Annotated in this window: 20 protein-coding genes, 2 riboswitches and 1 other annotated feature (1 of these 23 running past the window's edge); of the genes, 15 read left to right on the forward strand and 5 right to left on the reverse strand. The window is 51.1% G+C overall.

Annotated features, from left to right (window positions below; translation table 11 throughout):
• Positions 1–17: 17 nt before the first annotated feature.
• The 3 genes from mtnA to I8U19_RS04330 all read right to left on the reverse strand — a co-directional run bounded on the left by mtnA (position 18) and on the right by I8U19_RS04330 (position 3459).
• Positions 18–1076, reverse strand: coding sequence for an S-methyl-5-thioribose-1-phosphate isomerase (gene mtnA / locus I8U19_RS04320; protein ID WP_033101786.1), 1059 nt, complete (start codon positions 1074–1076; stop codon positions 18–20).
• A complete protein-coding gene (gene mtnK / locus I8U19_RS04325; protein WP_033101826.1) occupies positions 1076–2290 on the reverse strand; it encodes an S-methyl-5-thioribose kinase in 1215 nt (404 codons plus the stop codon). The genes mtnA and mtnK overlap by 1 nt, the downstream gene beginning before the upstream one ends.
• 89 nt (positions 2291–2379) lie before the next feature.
• A riboswitch (SAM riboswitch) is annotated at positions 2380–2546 on the reverse strand.
• Positions 2547–2667: 121 nt separating this feature from the next.
• Entirely contained in the window at positions 2668–3459 is a 792-nt protein-coding gene (locus tag I8U19_RS04330; protein ID WP_198055287.1) for a carbon-nitrogen family hydrolase, read from the reverse strand.
• A gap of 99 nt (positions 3460–3558) precedes the next feature.
• Between I8U19_RS04330 and I8U19_RS04335 the strand changes: the two genes are divergently transcribed.
• From I8U19_RS04335 to I8U19_RS04355, 5 genes are all read left to right on the forward strand, one after another.
• Positions 3559–4755 (forward strand): pyridoxal phosphate-dependent aminotransferase, encoded by a 1197-nt coding sequence (locus tag I8U19_RS04335; RefSeq protein ID WP_033101784.1) that lies wholly within the window; start codon positions 3559–3561, stop codon positions 4753–4755.
• Between the two features lie 51 nt (positions 4756–4806).
• A riboswitch (SAM riboswitch) is annotated at positions 4807–4962 on the forward strand.
• A gap of 197 nt (positions 4963–5159) precedes the next feature.
• Entirely contained in the window at positions 5160–6401 is a 1242-nt protein-coding gene (locus I8U19_RS04340; protein ID WP_198055288.1) for a 2,3-diketo-5-methylthiopentyl-1-phosphate enolase, read from the forward strand.
• Positions 6398–7057 (forward strand): 2-hydroxy-3-keto-5-methylthiopentenyl-1-phosphate phosphatase, encoded by a 660-nt coding sequence (locus tag I8U19_RS04345; protein WP_033101782.1) that lies wholly within the window; start codon positions 6398–6400, stop codon positions 7055–7057. Before I8U19_RS04340 ends, I8U19_RS04345 begins: the two co-directional genes overlap by 4 nt.
• Positions 7054–7707 (forward strand): methylthioribulose 1-phosphate dehydratase, encoded by a 654-nt coding sequence (locus I8U19_RS04350; RefSeq protein ID WP_033101781.1) that lies wholly within the window; start codon positions 7054–7056, stop codon positions 7705–7707. Before I8U19_RS04345 ends, I8U19_RS04350 begins: the two co-directional genes overlap by 4 nt.
• Before the next feature lie 11 nt (positions 7708–7718).
• Positions 7719–8240 carry a 1,2-dihydroxy-3-keto-5-methylthiopentene dioxygenase gene (locus I8U19_RS04355; RefSeq protein ID WP_033101780.1) on the forward strand — a complete coding sequence of 174 codons (522 nt, stop codon included), beginning with the start codon at positions 7719–7721 and terminating at the stop codon, positions 8238–8240.
• A gap of 79 nt (positions 8241–8319) precedes the next feature.
• On the opposite strand, the gene hmpA is transcribed toward I8U19_RS04355, so the two are convergent.
• Complete coding sequence (hmpA, locus tag I8U19_RS04360; protein ID WP_033101779.1) at positions 8320–9549, reverse strand: NO-inducible flavohemoprotein; 1230 nt, start codon at positions 9547–9549, stop codon at positions 8320–8322.
• A 347-nt stretch (positions 9550–9896) separates the two neighbouring features.
• Positions 9897–10121 carry a hypothetical protein gene (locus tag I8U19_RS04365; RefSeq protein WP_198055289.1) on the reverse strand — a complete coding sequence of 75 codons (225 nt, stop codon included), beginning with the start codon at positions 10119–10121 and terminating at the stop codon, positions 9897–9899.
• Between the two features lie 256 nt (positions 10122–10377).
• Between I8U19_RS04365 and I8U19_RS04370 the strand changes: the two genes are divergently transcribed.
• The 10 genes from I8U19_RS04370 (at position 10378) to rsfS (ending at position 17401) form a co-directional block, all read left to right on the forward strand.
• A complete protein-coding gene (locus tag I8U19_RS04370) occupies positions 10378–11475 on the forward strand; it encodes a M24 family metallopeptidase (protein ID WP_033101777.1) in 1098 nt (365 codons plus the stop codon).
• Positions 11476–11653: 178 nt separating this feature from the next.
• The gene (locus I8U19_RS04375) at positions 11654–12100 is read left to right on the forward strand and encodes an OsmC family protein (protein ID WP_033101776.1); all 447 of its coding nucleotides are present in this window, start codon (positions 11654–11656) and stop codon (positions 12098–12100) included.
• 65 nt (positions 12101–12165) lie between these two features.
• Complete coding sequence (locus tag I8U19_RS04380; RefSeq protein ID WP_052154355.1) at positions 12166–12759, forward strand: DedA family protein; 594 nt, start codon at positions 12166–12168, stop codon at positions 12757–12759.
• Between the two features lie 251 nt (positions 12760–13010).
• A complete protein-coding gene (locus tag I8U19_RS04385; RefSeq protein ID WP_033101775.1) occupies positions 13011–13190 on the forward strand; it encodes a hypothetical protein in 180 nt (59 codons plus the stop codon).
• Between the two features lie 109 nt (positions 13191–13299).
• Positions 13300–13818 (forward strand): YqeG family HAD IIIA-type phosphatase, encoded by a 519-nt coding sequence (locus I8U19_RS04390; RefSeq protein ID WP_033101774.1) that lies wholly within the window; start codon positions 13300–13302, stop codon positions 13816–13818.
• A 41-nt stretch (positions 13819–13859) separates the two neighbouring features.
• The gene (gene yqeH / locus I8U19_RS04395) at positions 13860–14969 is read left to right on the forward strand and encodes a ribosome biogenesis GTPase YqeH (protein WP_033101773.1); all 1110 of its coding nucleotides are present in this window, start codon (positions 13860–13862) and stop codon (positions 14967–14969) included.
• 47 nt (positions 14970–15016) lie between these two features.
• Positions 15017–15892 carry a shikimate dehydrogenase gene (aroE, locus tag I8U19_RS04400; RefSeq protein WP_198055290.1) on the forward strand — a complete coding sequence of 292 codons (876 nt, stop codon included), beginning with the start codon at positions 15017–15019 and terminating at the stop codon, positions 15890–15892.
• A gap of 7 nt (positions 15893–15899) precedes the next feature.
• Positions 15900–16484, forward strand: a complete 585-nt coding sequence (locus I8U19_RS04405) for a nicotinate-nucleotide adenylyltransferase (protein WP_033101772.1) — start codon at positions 15900–15902, stop codon at positions 16482–16484.
• Complete coding sequence (gene yqeK, locus I8U19_RS04410; RefSeq protein WP_033101771.1) at positions 16474–17046, forward strand: bis(5'-nucleosyl)-tetraphosphatase (symmetrical) YqeK; 573 nt, start codon at positions 16474–16476, stop codon at positions 17044–17046. Before I8U19_RS04405 ends, yqeK begins: the two co-directional genes overlap by 11 nt.
• Positions 17047–17059: 13 nt before the next feature.
• Positions 17060–17401 carry a ribosome silencing factor gene (gene rsfS, locus I8U19_RS04415; RefSeq protein ID WP_033101770.1) on the forward strand — a complete coding sequence of 114 codons (342 nt, stop codon included), beginning with the start codon at positions 17060–17062 and terminating at the stop codon, positions 17399–17401.
• Between the two features lie 113 nt (positions 17402–17514).
• Positions 17515–17674 (forward strand) — a binding site (T-box leader) (it continues 77 nt past the right edge of the window).

The following is a 17674-nucleotide window of genomic DNA, read 5'->3' on the forward strand; positions in this document are numbered from 1 at the left end:
GTCCAATGATTTTTTCTTTATTTCTTGATGACGGCCTTTTCCTGATTGACCAGCCGCGGCAATTCCCGGGCGTAATCTCCATGGGCGATTCCGTTTTCCGTAATGATGGCGGTGATATATTCGTGGGGAGTGACATCAAAGGCCGGGTTAAATACTTTGACCCCCTCCGGGGCAATGCGTTTACCGCCGAAATGGGTTACCTCCTCCGGATTGCGTTCCTCGATGGGGATCTCTTCTCCGGAAGGTGTTTTTAAATCGATGGTTGATGTCGGCGCGGCCACATAAAACGGAATATTTAAGGCCCGGGCTTGCAGCGCCAATCCGAATGTGCCGATCTTATTGGCCGTATCCCCGTTGGCGGCGACCCGGTCGCATCCGACGATCACTGCCGAAATCCCCTTTGTTCTCATCGTGTGGGCGGACATGTTGTCAGTGATCAGAGTTACGTCGATCCCCGCCTGAAGCAGTTCCCAGGTGGTCAGCCTTCCTCCTTGCAAAAGAGGACGTGTTTCGCAGGCATAAGCGGAAAGTTGTTTGCCGTATTCCTTTGCCAGGTGCATCGGGGCAAGTGCCGTACCGTATCGTGCGGTGGCGATGGCTCCGGCATTGCAGATGGTCAGAATGGTATCGCCATCCTTTAGCAACTCCAGCGCATGTTCGCCGATTTTGCGGCAAACCGCTTCATCTTCCTGTTGGATTTGCATGGCTTCGTTTTCGATGGCCTGAACCGCCTCGGGTACGGATGAAGCCTTTTTCGCTGCTGCCGTGACCCTCTCCAGCGCCCAGAACAAATTGACGGCAGTGGGACGGGAGCTGGCCAGAAAGCGGTGCTCCTGCTCCAGTTTGACCAGGAAATCGGAAAAGTTGAGGCCGGGGAAGCGGTTGGCCCATACCGCCAGCCCGAAGGCGGCCGCCATCCCGATCGCCGGCGCCCCGCGCACTTTCAGGGCATGAATGCATTCCCACACCTCTTTTGTTGTCGTGCAGCGGATAAAATGCTGTTGCTGTGGGAGAAGGGTTTGATCGAGAATGAGAACATGATCCCGCCTGTATTCGACAGATAAAACCGTTGTCATCAGATTCCTCCTTTCAGCGCGGCGATGAACGATTCAACATCGGGGAGCTGATTGCGCCGTTTGATTAAAGAGGAGCCGAGGCGCAGCGCACGCCGTTTCAATTCAATTTGGACACCCTGGTCTTCAATCGAGTCCAGATCAGCGACATGGGCCAGCCCGATGGTGCGCCGAATGATCTCACATCCGGCAAAGCCGATGGCATCTGTCCATGTTTGCTGCAAAAAGTCGTTGAGCGTCCCCGGGACTTTGGTATAGGTTTCCGTTCCTTTGTTTTTCCACAGTTCACTGAATTGTTCGGCGAAATGGTGCCAGGTATCGCGGATCACGCTGAACAGCCATTCCTGGTAATCAGACCGGGCGCCCGGCTCTTTTGTGTGATAATTGTGCGAAAGGGCGCTCAGGGCGAGGTTGGCAAAAAAGTGCCCATGATCAAAGCCGGCCGGACCGTAATAGGCAAATTCAGGATCAATCATCTTCGTTGATTCACCGGTGACGAAAATGCTGCCCGAATGCAGATCGCCATGAACTAGTACTTCTGCCCGGGTGAGGAAGGCGAGTTTCAGTTGGGCCACTTCCCGTTTCAGTTCCTGATCTCCCCACAGTGCTTCAGCATCCGGTCTCAGCTCATCGGGGAAATCGTTGGTTTCATGATCGAAAAACGGGTCGGTGAACACGAGGTCCTCCGTGATTTTGCACAAATCCGGGTTGATAAAGGATTGAACCAGTGCTTTTTTTGCAAAGGGATGCAGATAGAAATCACTTGTATGAAAAAGGGTTTGTGCCAGGAAGGTGCCGACGTGTTCGGCCAATTTCGGATATTGATTGCCCGCGATCAGCCCTTTACGCAGAATGGTGTGATCCGACAAATCCTCCATTACCGTAACGGCCAGTTCGGCATTGCTGTACAGCACTTTCGGCACCAAATCAGGTACAAACTCTGCCGCTTTTTTGAGCGCTTCGCTTTCGATGCGGGCCCGGTCGAGAGAGAGAGGCCAGCTCTCGCCGACAACTTTTGCATAGGGAAGCGCTTGCTTGACGATCAGCGACTTTCCGCTGGCCGGTTCAGTCAGATGAAAAACAAGATTTAAATTTCCATCCCCGATTTCTTTTACTCTCAATTCTCCTTCACCGGTGAAAAATCGCAAGGGTTCGATGATTTTGACGACAGTTTCTTCCGTCAGGGTTTGATAGCCGGTTGTTGCCGGTGCGCTCATCATGAATCAGCTCCTGTCACTCGGGTTTCCGATGGGGCAATAAAAAAGAGCCCCTTTTGTTTAAGAGGCTCGGAATTTTCACTCCAAGCCTCTCATCTTGCAAAAACGCGTAAGGGCGTTTCGCTGGAATTAGCACCGTGCCTTGCGCGGTTTCCCGCGGCCCCAGACTGCGTGCTGGTGCCCCATCTCACGATGGCATTACGGTCGGTTGCTGGGCTTCATCGGGCCAAATCCCTCCACCTGCTCTTGATAAGAGACTTTTATGTTATGAAATTTTTGTATCCGCATGGAATTCGGTTGATTCGTAATCGAATAATACACGCTCTGCCGGTGAATGTCAATCCGTAAATGATGAGCCTGCCGACAAATTCTGACTGTCACTCTTTCGTATACAATTCCGGACGACGATCGCTGAAAATCGGGATGCGCGAGCGGACCTCCGCCACTTGCTCGGGATCGATTTCCGCATACAGGATCGTTTCTTCGCTTCCCGCTTCGGCGATGATCTTGCCCCATGGGTCGATCACGAGCGAATGGCCGGCAAAAACATTGTTCGGGTCGCTTCCGGCACGGTTGCAGGCGATCACAAACCATTGATTTTCGATGGCGCGGGTGAGCAGCAGTTGCCGCCAGTGATCCAGGCGCGCCTGTGGCCATTCGGCCGGCACAAAGAGCAGTTCAGCTCCGCTTAAGGCCGCTGTTCTCGTCCATTCGGGGAAGCGGATATCGTAACAGATCACGCCAGCACAAGGAAGATCGCCGAGGGTAAATAGTCCCGGCCGGCTTCCCGCCTGCAGATAGCGATCTTCTTCCATCAGGCCGAACAGGTGTGCCTTGCTGTATTCACCGGCTTGGATGCCTTGTTTGTCAAAGGCGTACAGGGTATTGTAAAAGCCGGAAGCGGTTTTTTTGGCGACCGAGCCGGCGACGATGTGAACCTGGTGTTTTTTGGAGAGATCCTGTAGCAGCGTTTTCGTTTCCGTGCCGTCAGGATCGGCGATTTCATCGAGGCGGGACAGATCGTACCCCGTATTCCACAGTTCGGGAAGAACGATGATATCGGCTTTATGCGAGGCGGCTTCACCGATTTTTTGAATCACTTTCTGCCAGTTCGCTTCGGGATTTCCAAAAGAAATATCCATCTGAATCAAAGCGAGTTGAAGACGCATAAGGTTTCCCCCAAAAATGTTTTGACAGATTTTAATCAAACATATACCATAACTCTATTGAATTTCAAGAACATTTGCGAGAGATTGGAAGTGAGGCAGTTGAAGCAATTTGAAGTCTCTGATGCGCTCAAGCGTTTGCCGCAACAATTTTTCGCCAAATTGACCGGGAAAGCGAGGGCTTTTGTTGCGGCCGGTCATGATGTGATCAATCTGGGGCAGGGAAATCCCGATCTCCCCACACCTCCCCATATCGTCGAAGCGCTGAAACGCGCGGCGGACAATCCTGAATATCATAAATATTCTCCTTTCCGCGGCTATGATTTTCTCAAAGAAGCGGTGGCCGCTTTTTACAAACGGGAATACGGCGTCGATCTCGACCCGGTGAAGGAAGTGGCCGTTCTGTTCGGCGGCAAAGCGGGTCTGGTCGAAATCAGCCAATGCGTGCTCAATCCCGGAGATGTGGCGCTGGTGCCTGATCCCGGTTATCCCGATTATTGGTCCGGGATTGCGATGGCCGGGGCGGAGATGGCCAAAATGCCACTGATCGCGGAACATGATTTTCTGCCCGATTACGCGTTCATCCCCGAAGAAACGCTGAACCGGGCCAAGCTGCTTTTTCTCAATTATCCCAATAACCCGACTGGCGCTTCGGCCACACCCGAATTTTTTCAGGAAACGGTTCGTCTGGCGGAGAAGCACGGCATTTGTGTGGTTCACGATTTCGCTTATGCGGCGATCGGTTTTGACGGCGTAAAGCCGCCGAGCTTTTTAAGCATTCCGGGTGCAAAAGAGGTGGGCATTGAGATATACACCTTGAGCAAAACGTATAACATGGCCGGATGGCGGGTTGGGTTTGCCGTGGGAAATGCCCAAGTGATCGAAGCGATCAACCTCATTCAGGATCATTTTTATTGCAGTCTGTTCGGCGCCGTTCAGGAAGCGGCGAAAGCTGCTCTCTTGGGGCCGCAAACTTGTGTGAGCGAGCTGGCATCCACCTATGAACGGCGGCGAAATGCCTTTATCGGACGGCTGCGGGAAAACGGCTGGGAGGTGAAAGCGCCGAGCGGTTCCTTCTTCTGCTGGTTGCCGGTGCCGAATAGCCTTTCCTCCGAACAGTTTGCCGACAGCTTGTTGAATGAAGCCCATGTGGTGGTGGCTCCGGGGATCGGCTTTGGTGAGCACGGGGAAGGATACGTGCGAATCGGGCTCCTGGCGCCGGAAGAGCGTTTGATCGAAGCGGCAGATCGGATTGCCAAGTTGTCTTTGTTTGAAAAGAGATTGACAGCCAAAGAATAACCTGTCATAATATAAAGCAAAAATGAAAATTGGAACGGAATTTTTTATTTTCTCTTATCAAGAGCCGGTGGAGGGACAAGCCCGATGAAACCCAGCAACCGACCGTAATGCCATCGTGAGATGGGGCACCAGCATACGTCTGGGGCCGCGGGAAAACCGCGCAAGGCACGGTGCTAATTCTTGCCAGCGTAAGCTGAAAGATGAGAGGAAGGGCGGTACCGTAATGAAAAAGCCTCTTCCTCCGCGGGAGAGGTTTTTTTATTTGGTCCCGGTGTAGGAGCGATTTTGCAAGGTTCTTTTGCAGCCGGGAACCGCCATAGAATGATATTTGGAGCAGGATTTATTCACATAGAAGTTGTCCGTTTGCGAACGTTCCAAAAATTTTTGCGCAGGAGATGAAAAGAGTGAGTCAAATCATTGCGACCTATCTCGTTCACGACCGCAAAGGGGAGTGGGAGAAAAAAGCGGAAGGCATTGCCCTTGGGCTGACGGTCGGCTCGTGGACCAACTTGCCGCAAATCGAGCAAGAGCAGTTAAAACGGCACAAGGGTAATGTGATTGGGATTACGGAGCTGCCGGAAGAGGAACGGGTGAACGGTTATTTTGGCGAAGGCCGGAAGCGCGCCCTGCTCAAAATCGCCTATCCAGCGGCCAATTTCAGTCCGGATCTGCCAGCGATTCTGACGACGGTATTTGGAAAATTGTCGCTGGACGGAGAAGTCAAACTAATTGACCTCGATTTTTCTGAAGAGCTGCTTCAGGCATTTCCCGGACCGAAGTACGGGGTTGAAGGAATCAGGGAAAGGCTCGGCGTTTATGGCCGGCCGCTGACGATGAGCATCTTTAAAGCCGTCATCGGCCGCGATCTGGATTATTTCCAAAACCAGCTCCGGGAGCAGGCTCTTGGCGGCGTCGATCTGGTCAAAGATGATGAAATTCTCTTTGACAATTCCCTTACCCCGTTTGAAAAGCGAATTGAAACAGCTGTGAGGGTATTGCTGGATACGGAAGAGGAAACGGGCGAAAAAACGCTGTACGCGGTCAATCTGACCGGCCGCACGTACGAATTGAAAGAGAAAGCCAGGCGCGCCGTTGAATTGGGAGCCAGTGCGCTGTTGTTCAACGTCTTTGCTTATGGTCTCGATGTATTGCAAGCACTGGCGGAAGATCCGCAGATCACGGTTCCGATCATGGCGCACCCCGCTGTATCCGGCGCATTGACCCCGTCGGAGTTTTACGGTTTTGAACATGCTCTGTTAATGGGCAAATTGCTCCGTCTGGCCGGTGCCGATCTCGTGCTGTTTCCGTCTCCTTACGGAAGCGTCGCGCTGCCGAAGGAAAAAGCCCTTGGGATTGCGAGTGAATTAACTGGCAACTGGGAAGGAGTGAAAAAAGCCTTTCCCGTACCGTCAGCGGGTATCCATCCGGGAATGGTCCCGGCGCTCATCCAGGATTTTGGCATCGACAGCGTGATCAATGCCGGAGGCGGTGTCCACGGGCATCCAGGCGGTGCAGAGGCGGGCGGAAAAGCTTTTCGCCAGGCGGTGGACGCTGTTTTGAACGGTAAAACCCTGGAGAAAGCCGCGAAAACGGAGACGGAACTGGCACAGGCGCTGGAATTGTGGGGGAATGTGGTGAAAAAATGAAGAAACCGGTTATTTTCTGTGATTTTGACGGAACCGTCACCGAGACGGATAACATTATCGCGATCATGAAGCAATTTGCCCCGCCTGGCTGGGAGCAAATCAAAGATGATGTGCTCAGCAAACGGGTCTCGATCCGGCAGGGAGTGGGAGAGATGTTTGCCCTCCTCCCCTCCGGCCTCAAGCAGGAGATCATCTCCTTTGTGCAGCGAACAGCAAGGATTCGCGCAGGATTCCAGGAGTTCGTCGATTATACCCGCGAGCGGGGGATCCCTCTCTTTATCGTCAGCGGCGGGATCGACTTTTTCGTTTATCCCATGCTCGAAGGGTTGGTGGAAAAGGAGCAGATCTACTGCAACGGCAGCGATTTTTCCGGCGAAACGATTCAAATCCGCTGGCCCCATCCCTGTGATGACACCTGCCATAATGATTGCGGCCTCTGCAAACCGGCGATTCTCAAAAAGTTTGCCGGTGACCGGTATCAGCGGATCGTGATCGGGGATTCGATCACGGATCTGGAAGCTGCGAAAATGGCCGATCACGTATTTGCCCGGGATTTTTTGCAGGAGAAATGTGAAGAGGAAGGGTTGGCTTATACGCCGTTTGCCTCTTTTTTTGATATTCGTGACGCCCTGGCCGGAAAGGAGGTAATCGCGTGAGCAACTTGCTGAAGCGATGGAACGAGCTGGCCGAGATCAAAGATGAGCTGGCGGCAAGGGACTGGTTTCCGGGAACCAGCGGCAATCTCTCCATCAAGGTGAGCGATTCTCCGTTTTCCTGCCTGGTTACGGCCAGCGGAAAAGATAAGCGCAAGCGCACCGACGAAGACTTTTTGCTGGTCGGCGCAGATGGAACCCCGTTGGAAGAGACCCCGCTGAAACCGTCGGCCGAAACGGGGATTCATCTGGAAATTTACCGGTTGACCGATGCCGGTTGCATCCTGCATGTTCATACGGTGGATAACAATGTGATCTCCGCGTTGTATGCGGAACAAGGAGAAATCACCTTTCGCGGGCAGGAGCTGATCAAAGCGTTTGGCATCTGGGAAGAAGACGGTGAGCTGACGGTGCCGATTGTGGAAAATCACGCAGATCTGAAGCGATTGGCCAAAGAGGTCGGGCGTGTTATCACACCGCAGACAAAAGCAGTGCTGATTCGCAATCACGGCATTACTGTCTGGGGTGAAAATGGATTTGCCGCCAAAAAGCATTTGGAGGCTTTGGAATTTTTGTTTTCATATCAGTTGAAAATGGCTATTTTGGGCAGATTGTCGTCTGATCCGGAGTTTATGAAAACCATTCATGCATAGGGGGAAACATCATGGCAGAATTGCGCTTCCACGACAATAACGAACGCCTGTCTGATCCGGCAGAAGTGAGCCGCTATTTGAACGGGCAAGGAGTGATTTACGAACGTTGGGACATTTCCAAATTGCCCGCCCACCTCAGTGAAAAATATAACCTCTCCGATGAGGAAAAAGCGGAGATCATTCAAACTTTCCGTGCGGAGATAGACGAGTTGTCCAAGCGGCGCGGTTACATCACCGAAGATATCGTGGCCTTGTCCCCGGAAACGCCAAACTTGGAACAACTCCTGCAAAATTTCAAGAAAGAACACCATCATCCCGACGATGAAGTTCGCTTCATTGTCAGCGGACATGGCATTTTTGCCATCCAGGGACCAAATGGCCGTTATTTTGATGTGGAGCTGGAGCCGGGCGATCTCATTTCCGTTCCCGAGGGTTACCGCCATTACTTTACCTTGATGGAGGACAGGAAAGTGGTGGCTGTCCGGATTTTCAAAACGAAAGAAGGATGGGTGCCGATTTACGAGAAAGAGTAAAAACACCCGTGTTTGATCAGAGAAAAAAACCCGTATTTCACAGGCAGATTAGCCAAGAAGTACGGGTTTTCGACATGGATTAAATGGGAATGGCGGAACCGAAGATCTCGTAGTGCATATCGGTATCTTTTACGCCCAATTGGCCGAGGAGCGATTTGACCACTTTCATGAAGGGAACGGGACCGCAGAAGTAGAAATCGGCTTCCGGTGAAGGAATCAGCGATCTCAGCCAGTCCAGATCAAGATAGCCTTCCTTGTCAAAGTTTTTCAGGCGGCGGTCCTCATCGCTCGGCTGCTCATAGCAGACAAAATAGCGGATGTTGTCATGTTGCTCGGCCAGATTTCGCAAATGGTCTTTCATTGCATGAACCCGGCTGTTCAGGGCGGCATGAATAAAGGTGACCGGGACGTCGTGTCTGCGCTCTGCCAGGGTGTTCAGCATGCTGACCAGCGGAGTGAGGCCGACGCCGCCGCTGATGAGAACCACCGGGCGGTTTTCTTTTTCCTGCAAAACAAAGTCTCCGGCCGGAGCGCTGATCATGAGAGAATCCCCTTCATGGATCCGGTTGTGCAAAAAGGTGGAAACAATGCCGGCGGGAAACTGATCATTTCCGTCTTCCCGTTTCACACTGATCCGGTAATAAGGTTTGCTTGGAGAATCAGATAAACTGTACTGGCGAATATGCGTGATCTTTTCTCCCGGGATGTCCATTTTCACGCTGATATACTGTCCGGGTTGAAAGGAGCAGATGGCTTTCCCGTCCTTGGGCACAAGATAAAAAGAAGTGATCACATCGCTCTCTTTTTCTTTTTTGTCGATCACAAACTCGCGGAAGCCGGTCCAACCTCCGGGCTGCTGCAGAAGTTCTTCCGCTAGTTGAGTCTCAATCCGAATAAACTGATCAGCCAAAAAGCTGTAGACTTCAGCCCAGGCATTGAGAATTTCCGGTGTCGCCTTTTCTCCCAAAACTTCTTTAATCGCCGCGAGCAGATTTTCACCGACAATCGGGTATTGTTCCGGTTTTACGTCAAGACTGCGATGCTTATGGGCGATGCGGGTGATCGCCGGGGCAATCGCTTCAAGGTTTTGCAAATGCATGGCGGCACTCATGACCATTTCCGCCAGCGCTTTTTGCTGTTGTTTTTGTTTTTGATGGGTCTGATTAAAGAGATTCAGTAGTTCCGGATGGTTACTGAATAATTTTTGGTAAAAAACGGTGGTGATTTTTTCACCGTGTTGTTTCAAAAACGGAACGCTTTCCATGACAAGACGCATGGAGGCCGGATTTAGCGTTGTCAGTTGGGCCATACTCCATTCACTCCTGTTGTTTTAGTGTAATTTTATTATGATTTTAAGAATGAAGAGGGTGCTGTGATTTCAATCACATCGAATTTGGCAAATAAGTGAACGGGAAGGAGATGGCACGATTGTGTTTGCTGAAAAAATTCGGATTTTTCCGATAGAGGAGCTGCTTTGTTTGGGGAATGGACGGGTCGGCTGGTTACGGATTCCGTCGTCCGCAGAAAGATCGACTGTTCCCGATCAGTAATTGATGTGAATCGAAGGGGGGCAACGGAGCGGTGCCTGGCTCGTGCCTTTAAGGTAAAGGCACATAAAAAGGTACGGGAAAGAAAATACCCATACCCCAAAAATGGTTAAATATTTCGTATTTGGGTTTGTTCCTTGTCAGCAAAACCTCCCCAGGGAAGAGGGTGTTTTTTTTCGCCGACAAAGAGCCGATGGTCCAGTTTGACATGGTGCAGTTTGTGCAAGCAATCCCAGCAAACCAGGATATTTTTCCCTTCATATTGCATAAACGCTTCATATTTGGCCGCTTTTTCATGGCAGTGTTCACACAGATAGCCTCTCGTTTTTTTCATGCTTCTTTCCTCCTTTACCCAATGTTTGTTTTCCAGTGATCAAATAAGGATCGAACTTGACGGGGCTTGTTCTCCTCAGATCAAAATCCTGAAAACAACGGTCAATTTATTAATATTTTCTTCATTCCCTTTCTTCTGTTTTCCGAAACCTTTTTTCTTCAAGTCAGGTAAACAAGTGTTGAACGGGATCTGTGATAAGATAATATTAAACTACCGATTTTTATTTTTGGCAACCCAGCAGAGGAGTGGCTTTAATATGAAAAAACGAATCGAGAAAATTTCAGCATGGCTGAAACGGCAAAACGCTGACTTGGCTTTTATTCATTCACCACACAGCGTTTTTTATTTGAGCGGGTTCATGTGTAATCCGCATGAACGCCTGATGGGGATCTTCGTTTTTCCGGAAGCGAACCCGCTGCTCGTTTGTCCCCGGCTGGAGGAAGAAAATGCCCGTCAGTCAGGATGGGCGCATCAGATTCTCGCTTATGATGATGCGGAAAATCCGTGGGAAAGAATCCGGGAGCAATTGGTGAGATGTTCGGTCGGGGAAGGGGCAGTCGTCGCGGTGGAAAAAGATCATCTTTCCGTTGCCCGGGCGGAACAATTGCAGCAAGTGATTCCGCGGATGGAGCTCTGTCCGGTTGATGAATACTTAAATGAATTGCGCGTCCTGAAAGATGAAACGGAGATTGCCATTTTGCAGAAAGCTGCCAAATTGGCCGATGAAGCGGTTGCGGTCGGAATCGACGCCTTGAAGCCGGGCATTACCGAGATGGAAGTGGTGGCAGAAATCGAATTGGCCATGAAGAAAAAAGGGGTACAGGCGATGTCTTTTGCCACGACGGTTCTGTTTGGGGAAAAATCAGCCCTGCCACATGGAACTCCGGGTTTGCGTCCCTTAAAAAGAGGTGAGCTCGTTCTGTTCGATCTGGGGGTTGTTGTCGACGGCTACTGTTCCGACATTACCCGCACTGTCGCCTTCGGGCCGATCGATGAAAAACAGAAGGAGATCTACCATACTGTATTGGAAGCGGAAACGGCTGCCATCGCCGCGTGCAAACCGGGAGTCCGGCTTGGCGATCTGGATTTGGTTGCGCGCAGGGTGATTGAGGAAGCGGGGTATGGCCAGTATTTTACCCATCGCCTCGGTCACGGTCTGGGAATCGATGTGCATGAGTTTCCCTCGATTCATCAGGCCAATGATCAAGTCCTGCAGGCCGGAATGGTCTTTACCATCGAGCCGGGGATTTATTTGCCGGGTTCAGGCGGCGTTCGCATTGAAGATGATGTGGTGATTACCGAAGAGGGCTGTCAGGTATTGACCCATTATCCGAAAGAACTGATCCAATTGTAATCCCAAACGCGGAAGGTGGTGCTGCGAAGGAAGAAGCACTGCCTCCCGCGTTTTGTTTCCCAAACCGTCACTCGCTTTTCAACGGTTGTTCACCTGAAAATTGCTTTTTCAGGTTAAAATAAAAACAGATCCTTTGATCATAAAACGACAAAAATTACATAGACGAGGAAGTGAGAGCGTGCCACGCCATCATTTTCACTTGAAGGCAACATGGAAGGGAGGCCGGAATGGTACCGGAACGATTGCCGCCGGCAATTTGCAACAACAAATCTCGATCCCCAAGGAGATGGACGGCCCGGGGGTGGGAACCAACCCGGATGAAATGCTCATCGGGGCTGCGGCGACTTGCTATCTGATCACCCTGGCAGCCATCATCGAGCGCAAACAGTTGCCGGTGACCAAACTCTCCCTGGAAACGGAGGGCATTGTCAAAGTCGAGAACAAGTTTACTTTTGAAAAAATTATTCACCGCCCGCATTTATTGGTGAAGAAAGAAGCGACAGAAAAAGAATGGGAAATGATCCGCCACGCCACGGAGATGGCCGAGCGCTCCTGCATGATTTCCAACGCGCTTCGGGGAAATGTGGAACTTGCTGTGGAAGCGGAATTCGAAACTTGCGAATAATTTTTCGGATATGAATGGGCATTGGGCTCCGGCTGATGCCTGTTTTTATTACAGGGAGTGGACTTATGCTGCATACGGTTCTGCATTATTTACAGAGTTTCGGTGTCTGGGGATTATTCGGTTCCACGGCGATTGAAGCGACTTCCGTTCCGTTCCCGGGCGCTTTGTTTCTCTTGATTTATGGATATCTGATGCCGATCGGCACGTGGCAGCTGGTGTTGCTCAGTGCGGTAAACAGCCTGATTTATGCACTGTTTTCCTTGATTCCTTATTATATCGGCATGAAGATCGGGAAATTGTCAAAAAAGAAATTGGATCCCCAAAAAATTGAAAAGGCGCAACACTGGTTTCAAAAATACGGAGATTGGAGCATCGCTTTATCGCGACCCACCGGCTTTGGAAATTATATGTCCTACATCTGCGGATTGAGCAATATTTCGATTTGTCGTTATCTCGTGTTCACCTTCATCGGAGTTTTTCCTTGGAATACATTACTTTTGTTTATCGGCCGTCAGGGGAACCTGGAAACGATCCAGAAATTTCTCCAGCTGCTGAAACAAGGAGGAACAATTGCCTTGATCGTCTTTGTTTTGGCATGCAGTGGCTGGATTTTCGCCAAGAAGATCCGGATGGGAAAGGGAGAGTCATCCCCTTATTGACGGGGAGAATACAAGCTGGCGGAGCCGGTCTGAGAATATGAGAGGTAAAGGGAATCCCATTGCCCGGAGAAGGGGGCAATGGGATTTGTAGTGTTGAAGCACTGATGCCCGGTTTGCAGTCAGGACGAAAGAGTTCACCCGGATCAACGGAACTGATCATCGGCCGATTCCCATCCCATTGCCTGCTTTCTTGCTGTTGCCCGGTATTCCGGGTAAAATCGGAAATGATAATATGGAGTGGAGGCAATGAGATGAAAGAACGTTACGTACTGAAACGAATTGGCGAACCTTTGGAAGATAAGGGGTACAATGTGGTGGACAGCGAAGCGGACGAGGTGATCGCATGGTTTCAATATCTGGCCGACGCAGATCTTTTTATCGCGGTTCTGCAAGAAAAAGAGCGGCAGGAACAAGAAAAAGCGAAACAGTAACGGGGCGCATTTTGATTCCGGGCTGACACAAGCGGTTTTGTCTTGCTTTTACAACGGAGTAAAGCCTATGATATAGTAACGACGAGTTTGATCATGGACGGTGTAGCCTGTGTTTCGATCCCTGATACCCGATTTGTATGCCAATTCGATTTACCATATCGATTTGGATGAGTTAAAGGCGCGTGGGATCAAAGCGGTCATTGTCGATTTGGACAATACGCTGGTGGAATCAAACCGCCCTGATGCCACGCCGAAATTGGTAACATGGTTGAATGAAGTGCGAAAACTCGGATTCAAGGTGATGATTGTATCCAACAACAACAAGACGCGCGTGTCCCGGTTCGCGATTCCCTTAAAGGTTCCTTACATCCATGCGGCCCGAAAACCGTTGTCCCTCTCTTTTCTCAAAGCGATGAGGATGTTGGGGGTTTCCAAAGAGGAAACGGTTGTGATCGGGGATCAGCTGTTGACCGATGTGCTTGGCGGAAACCGCGTCGGGCTTTATACGATTTTGGTGGTGCCCGTTTCTGAAGTGGAAGGATTCTTCACCAAGCTGAACCGGCGGGTGGAACGCTTCGTATTCCGCTGGATGGAAAGAAAAGGGCTGTTGAACTGGGATCAGACTTGAGACAAGCGGACAGAAGGTTGAAAGGAAGGTTTGTGACATCATTGAGCAAAGTTAAAGCAGTTCGTTGTGAGGGGTGCGGCGTTCCCGTGCAGACGGAGTCCCCCGAACAAAAAGGATATATACCGGAAAAAGCGTTGGAACGCGAAGTGATTCTGTGCCAGCGCTGTTTTCGCATCCGGCATTACGGGGATTTGGGTGCGGTGGAACAAGATCCGGAGGCCTATTTGCGGGTACTGGATGAGATTGCCGCGACAGACAGCCTGGTGGTGCTGGTCGTAGACCTGTTTGATTTTGCCGGGAGCTGGATTCCGGGATTCAGCCGGCGGATCGGAAAAAATCCCGTTTTGCTCGTCGCCAACAAAGTGGATCTGTTTCCCAAAACAGCCAATTGGAAGCGGCTGCGCGACTGGGTCTCCGCTTCGGCCAGGGAAATGGGTGTACACCCGGTCGATACCCTCCTGTGCAGCAGTGCCAAAGGCTTGAAAATTCCTGATGTGATGCAGGCGATGGAGCATTATCGGGAGGGAAGGGATATCTATATTGTCGGCACCACCAACGTGGGGAAATCGACCTTGATCAACCGGCTGCTCAGGGAAGCGGGCGGAACTCAAGACGAGATGATTACCACCTCACCTTATCCGGGAACCACTTTGGACACGATTCGCATCCCGCTTGAAGATGGCAAGGAGATCATTGATACGCCGGGAATCGTCCGTAAGGACCGCATCAGTGAATGGGTTGACCCAAAAGAACTGAAGATCGTCGTGCCGAACGCGGTGCTGAGGCCGAAGGTATACCAGTTAAACGACGGGCAGACCCTGTTCTTCGGCGGACTGGCCCGGTTGGATTATGTGCAGGGGACAAGGCAGCCGTTTGTCACTTATATGTCAAACCGCCTGTATGTGCACCGGACTAAACTGGCGCAAGCGGATGAAATTTGGCAAAAACACAGGGGGGAACTGCTCGCTCCGCCAAAAGACCCGGCTGCGATTCCGCCGCTGACCAAACATGTGATCACCCTGTCCGGGAAGGAGAAAGAAGATATTGTGATCGCCGGATTGGGATGGGTGGCGTGCGGAAAAGAAAAAGCGCGGGTGGAACTCTGGGTGCCGGAAGGGATTCAGGTGAGTACACGAGCGGCTATCATTTAGCATTGCGCCCGTCAATGGGGCGCTCTTTTATTAGGGAGGGGAAAGGGATGCAAAAACAAAAAAAGGCTGGCCGGATTGTGGCAATGGGGTTGATCGGGGACCCGGTCGCCCATTCCAAGTCGCCGGAGATGATGAACGCGGCGTTTGAGCAGCTCGGATTGCCTTATGTATACCAGGCTTTCCGGGTTGCCCCGGCCGAGCTGGAAGAAGCGGTAAACCGGTTAAAAGCACAGGATTTGATCGGATTTAATGTAACGATACCGCACAAGGTGGCGATCATGGATTTGCTGGATGATTTGGATCAGACCGCTGCCGAGATCGGAGCCGTCAATACGGTCGTGCGGCGAGAAGGAAAGTGGATCGGCACCAATACCGACGGTCCCGGTTATTTGCGTTCGCTCATCGAGGAGTGGAATCCCGCTTTTTCTGAACTGTCGGCTGTGATTCTGGGGGCGGGAGGAGCTGCGCGGGCGGTCGGTTATACACTGGCGACAGCAGGTGTGCCGAAAATCACCGTTGCCAATCGCACCCTGGACAAAGCGGAGGCGCTGGCGGCCCATTTGTCGCAGTGGACCAAAACCGAAGCCGTCCTGCTGGCAGATAGCCGGGCAGAAGTGGAGAAAGCACAGCTGGTGGTCAATACCACTTCGGTCGGAATGCATCCCCATACGGAAGAAAGCCCGGTTCCTTGCGACTGGCTCCGGCAGGGGCAAATTGTCAGCGATCTGGTCTATCATCCAAAAGAAACGCTTTTGTTGCGACAAGCGAAGGAAAAAGGAGCGCGCATCCATACTGGATTGGGCATGCTGGTTCATCAGGCGGCGCTCGCTTTGGAAATGTGGTTGCAGAAAAAAGCGCCGGTTTCCCTGATGAAAGAGGTTTTGGAAGCGTCATTAACAGGAACAAAGGTAAAGAAAGAGTGAATTGGACATGAGGGTAGGCATTTTTGGCGGCACCTTTGATCCCATCCACATGGGGCACCTGTTGCTTGCCCAGCAGGCAATGGAAACGGCATCTCTGGAACAAGTCTGGTTTATTCCGGCCGGGGAACCGCCGCATAAGCAGGAAAATGAAATCACTCCGGCCCAACACCGGCTGCAAATGGTCAGATTGGCAGTCGAAGGCAATCCCCGATTTCTGGTGAATGAGATGGAATTAAAAAGGGAAGGTCCTTCCTATACCGTTGATACCATTCAGATATTAAAGGAATCGACGCCCGAACATGATTTTTTTCTGCTGGTGGGGGCTGATACGGTGAAAGATCTTCCTCATTGGTATAAAATAAAGAAAATCCTTCAACTGGTCCAAGTGATCGGATTGGGGCGGCCCGGTGTTCGGGCGGAGGGATTGCCCGATTTTGTGACTGACCGCCTGCAGTGGATCCCCGGGGCCATTGAAACTTCGATTTCTTCGACCGCCGTCCGGCAGCGGGCCAAGTGCGGCAAATCTTTGCGCTATCTCGTTCCCGACCCTGTTTACCAGTATATAAAGGAGCATCGTCTGTATGGAACTTGATCTTTTATTACAAGCTACAAAAGAACAGCTTCCCCAGCACAGATGGGAACATACGCTTCGTGTTGCCGAGACGTCAATCCGGTTGGCCAGACGGTTTGGAGCAGATGAACAGAAAGCGGAAGTGGCGGCGATTTTGCATGATTACTGCAAATTCTGGCCGGACGAGCAACTGGTGCGTTGGATTATGGACAGGGGTCTTCCGGAAGACCTGCTTCAGTTTAACAAAGAACTGTGGCACGCGCCGGTCGGTGCCGAAGTGGCAGAGGTTCGTTTCGGGATCCAAGATGAAGACATCCTGAACGCGATCCGCTACCACACATCGGGACGTCCGCAGATGTCACTTCTTGAGAAAATCGTCTTTTTGGCCGATTACATCGAACCAGGACGCCGTTTTCCCGGGGTGGAGGAAGTGCGGAAAACGGCGGAATCCGATTTGGATCGTGCCGTGCTGGCGGCACTTGACAAGACGATTGTCTTTTTGATTGAGCGCGGGCAGAAAGTGTATCCTCTCACCCTGCATGCGCGCAATCACATGTTGGAGCAAACAGCTCAAAAGCGATAAGGGAGGAATCTTTTTGAACGTAGTGGAAATCGCTCAGTTGGCGGCCACCGCTGCCGAGGAGAAAAAAGCGCAAGATATCATCATCCTGGATATTCGCGGCCTGTCCGTGTTTGCTGATTACTTTGTGATCTGCCATGGAAATTCGCAAACACAAGTGCAAGCCATCGTCAATGGAATCAAGGATAAAGTGCTGGAATCCGACCTCATCCTGAAAGGGATTGAAGGATTTCAAGATGCGCGCTGGGTTCTGATTGACCTCGGTGATGTGGTTGTCCATGTTTTCCACAAAGATGAACGCGAGTTTTATGATTTGGAACGCCTCTGGGGCGATGCCAGACAGTTAAAAGTACAATAAAAGAATATTCTCCATAAAAAAGGGTTAATATAAAAATATATTTTTGTTGATAATGATTAAAAAAGCGTTGACACTGCTTTAACCTTGTTCATATAATGTTAATAAACTATTTGAGCGAAGCAAGGATGGGGAGCAGTAATCTGTAAAGCCCAGCGCAGAGAGTTGACGGTTGGTGAGAGTCAATCTGGGCCACAGGTGAACTCGCCTCATCGCTCCAAAGGGGAAAGGGGATTTCCTCACTACTCTTTGGCGGTTCATCTCCGTTACCGGATT

It is taken from the genome of Thermoactinomyces sp. CICC 10523, assembly GCF_016055105.1.
GTDB classification, from domain to species: Bacteria; Bacillota; Bacilli; order Thermoactinomycetales; family Thermoactinomycetaceae; genus Thermoactinomyces_A; species Thermoactinomyces_A daqus.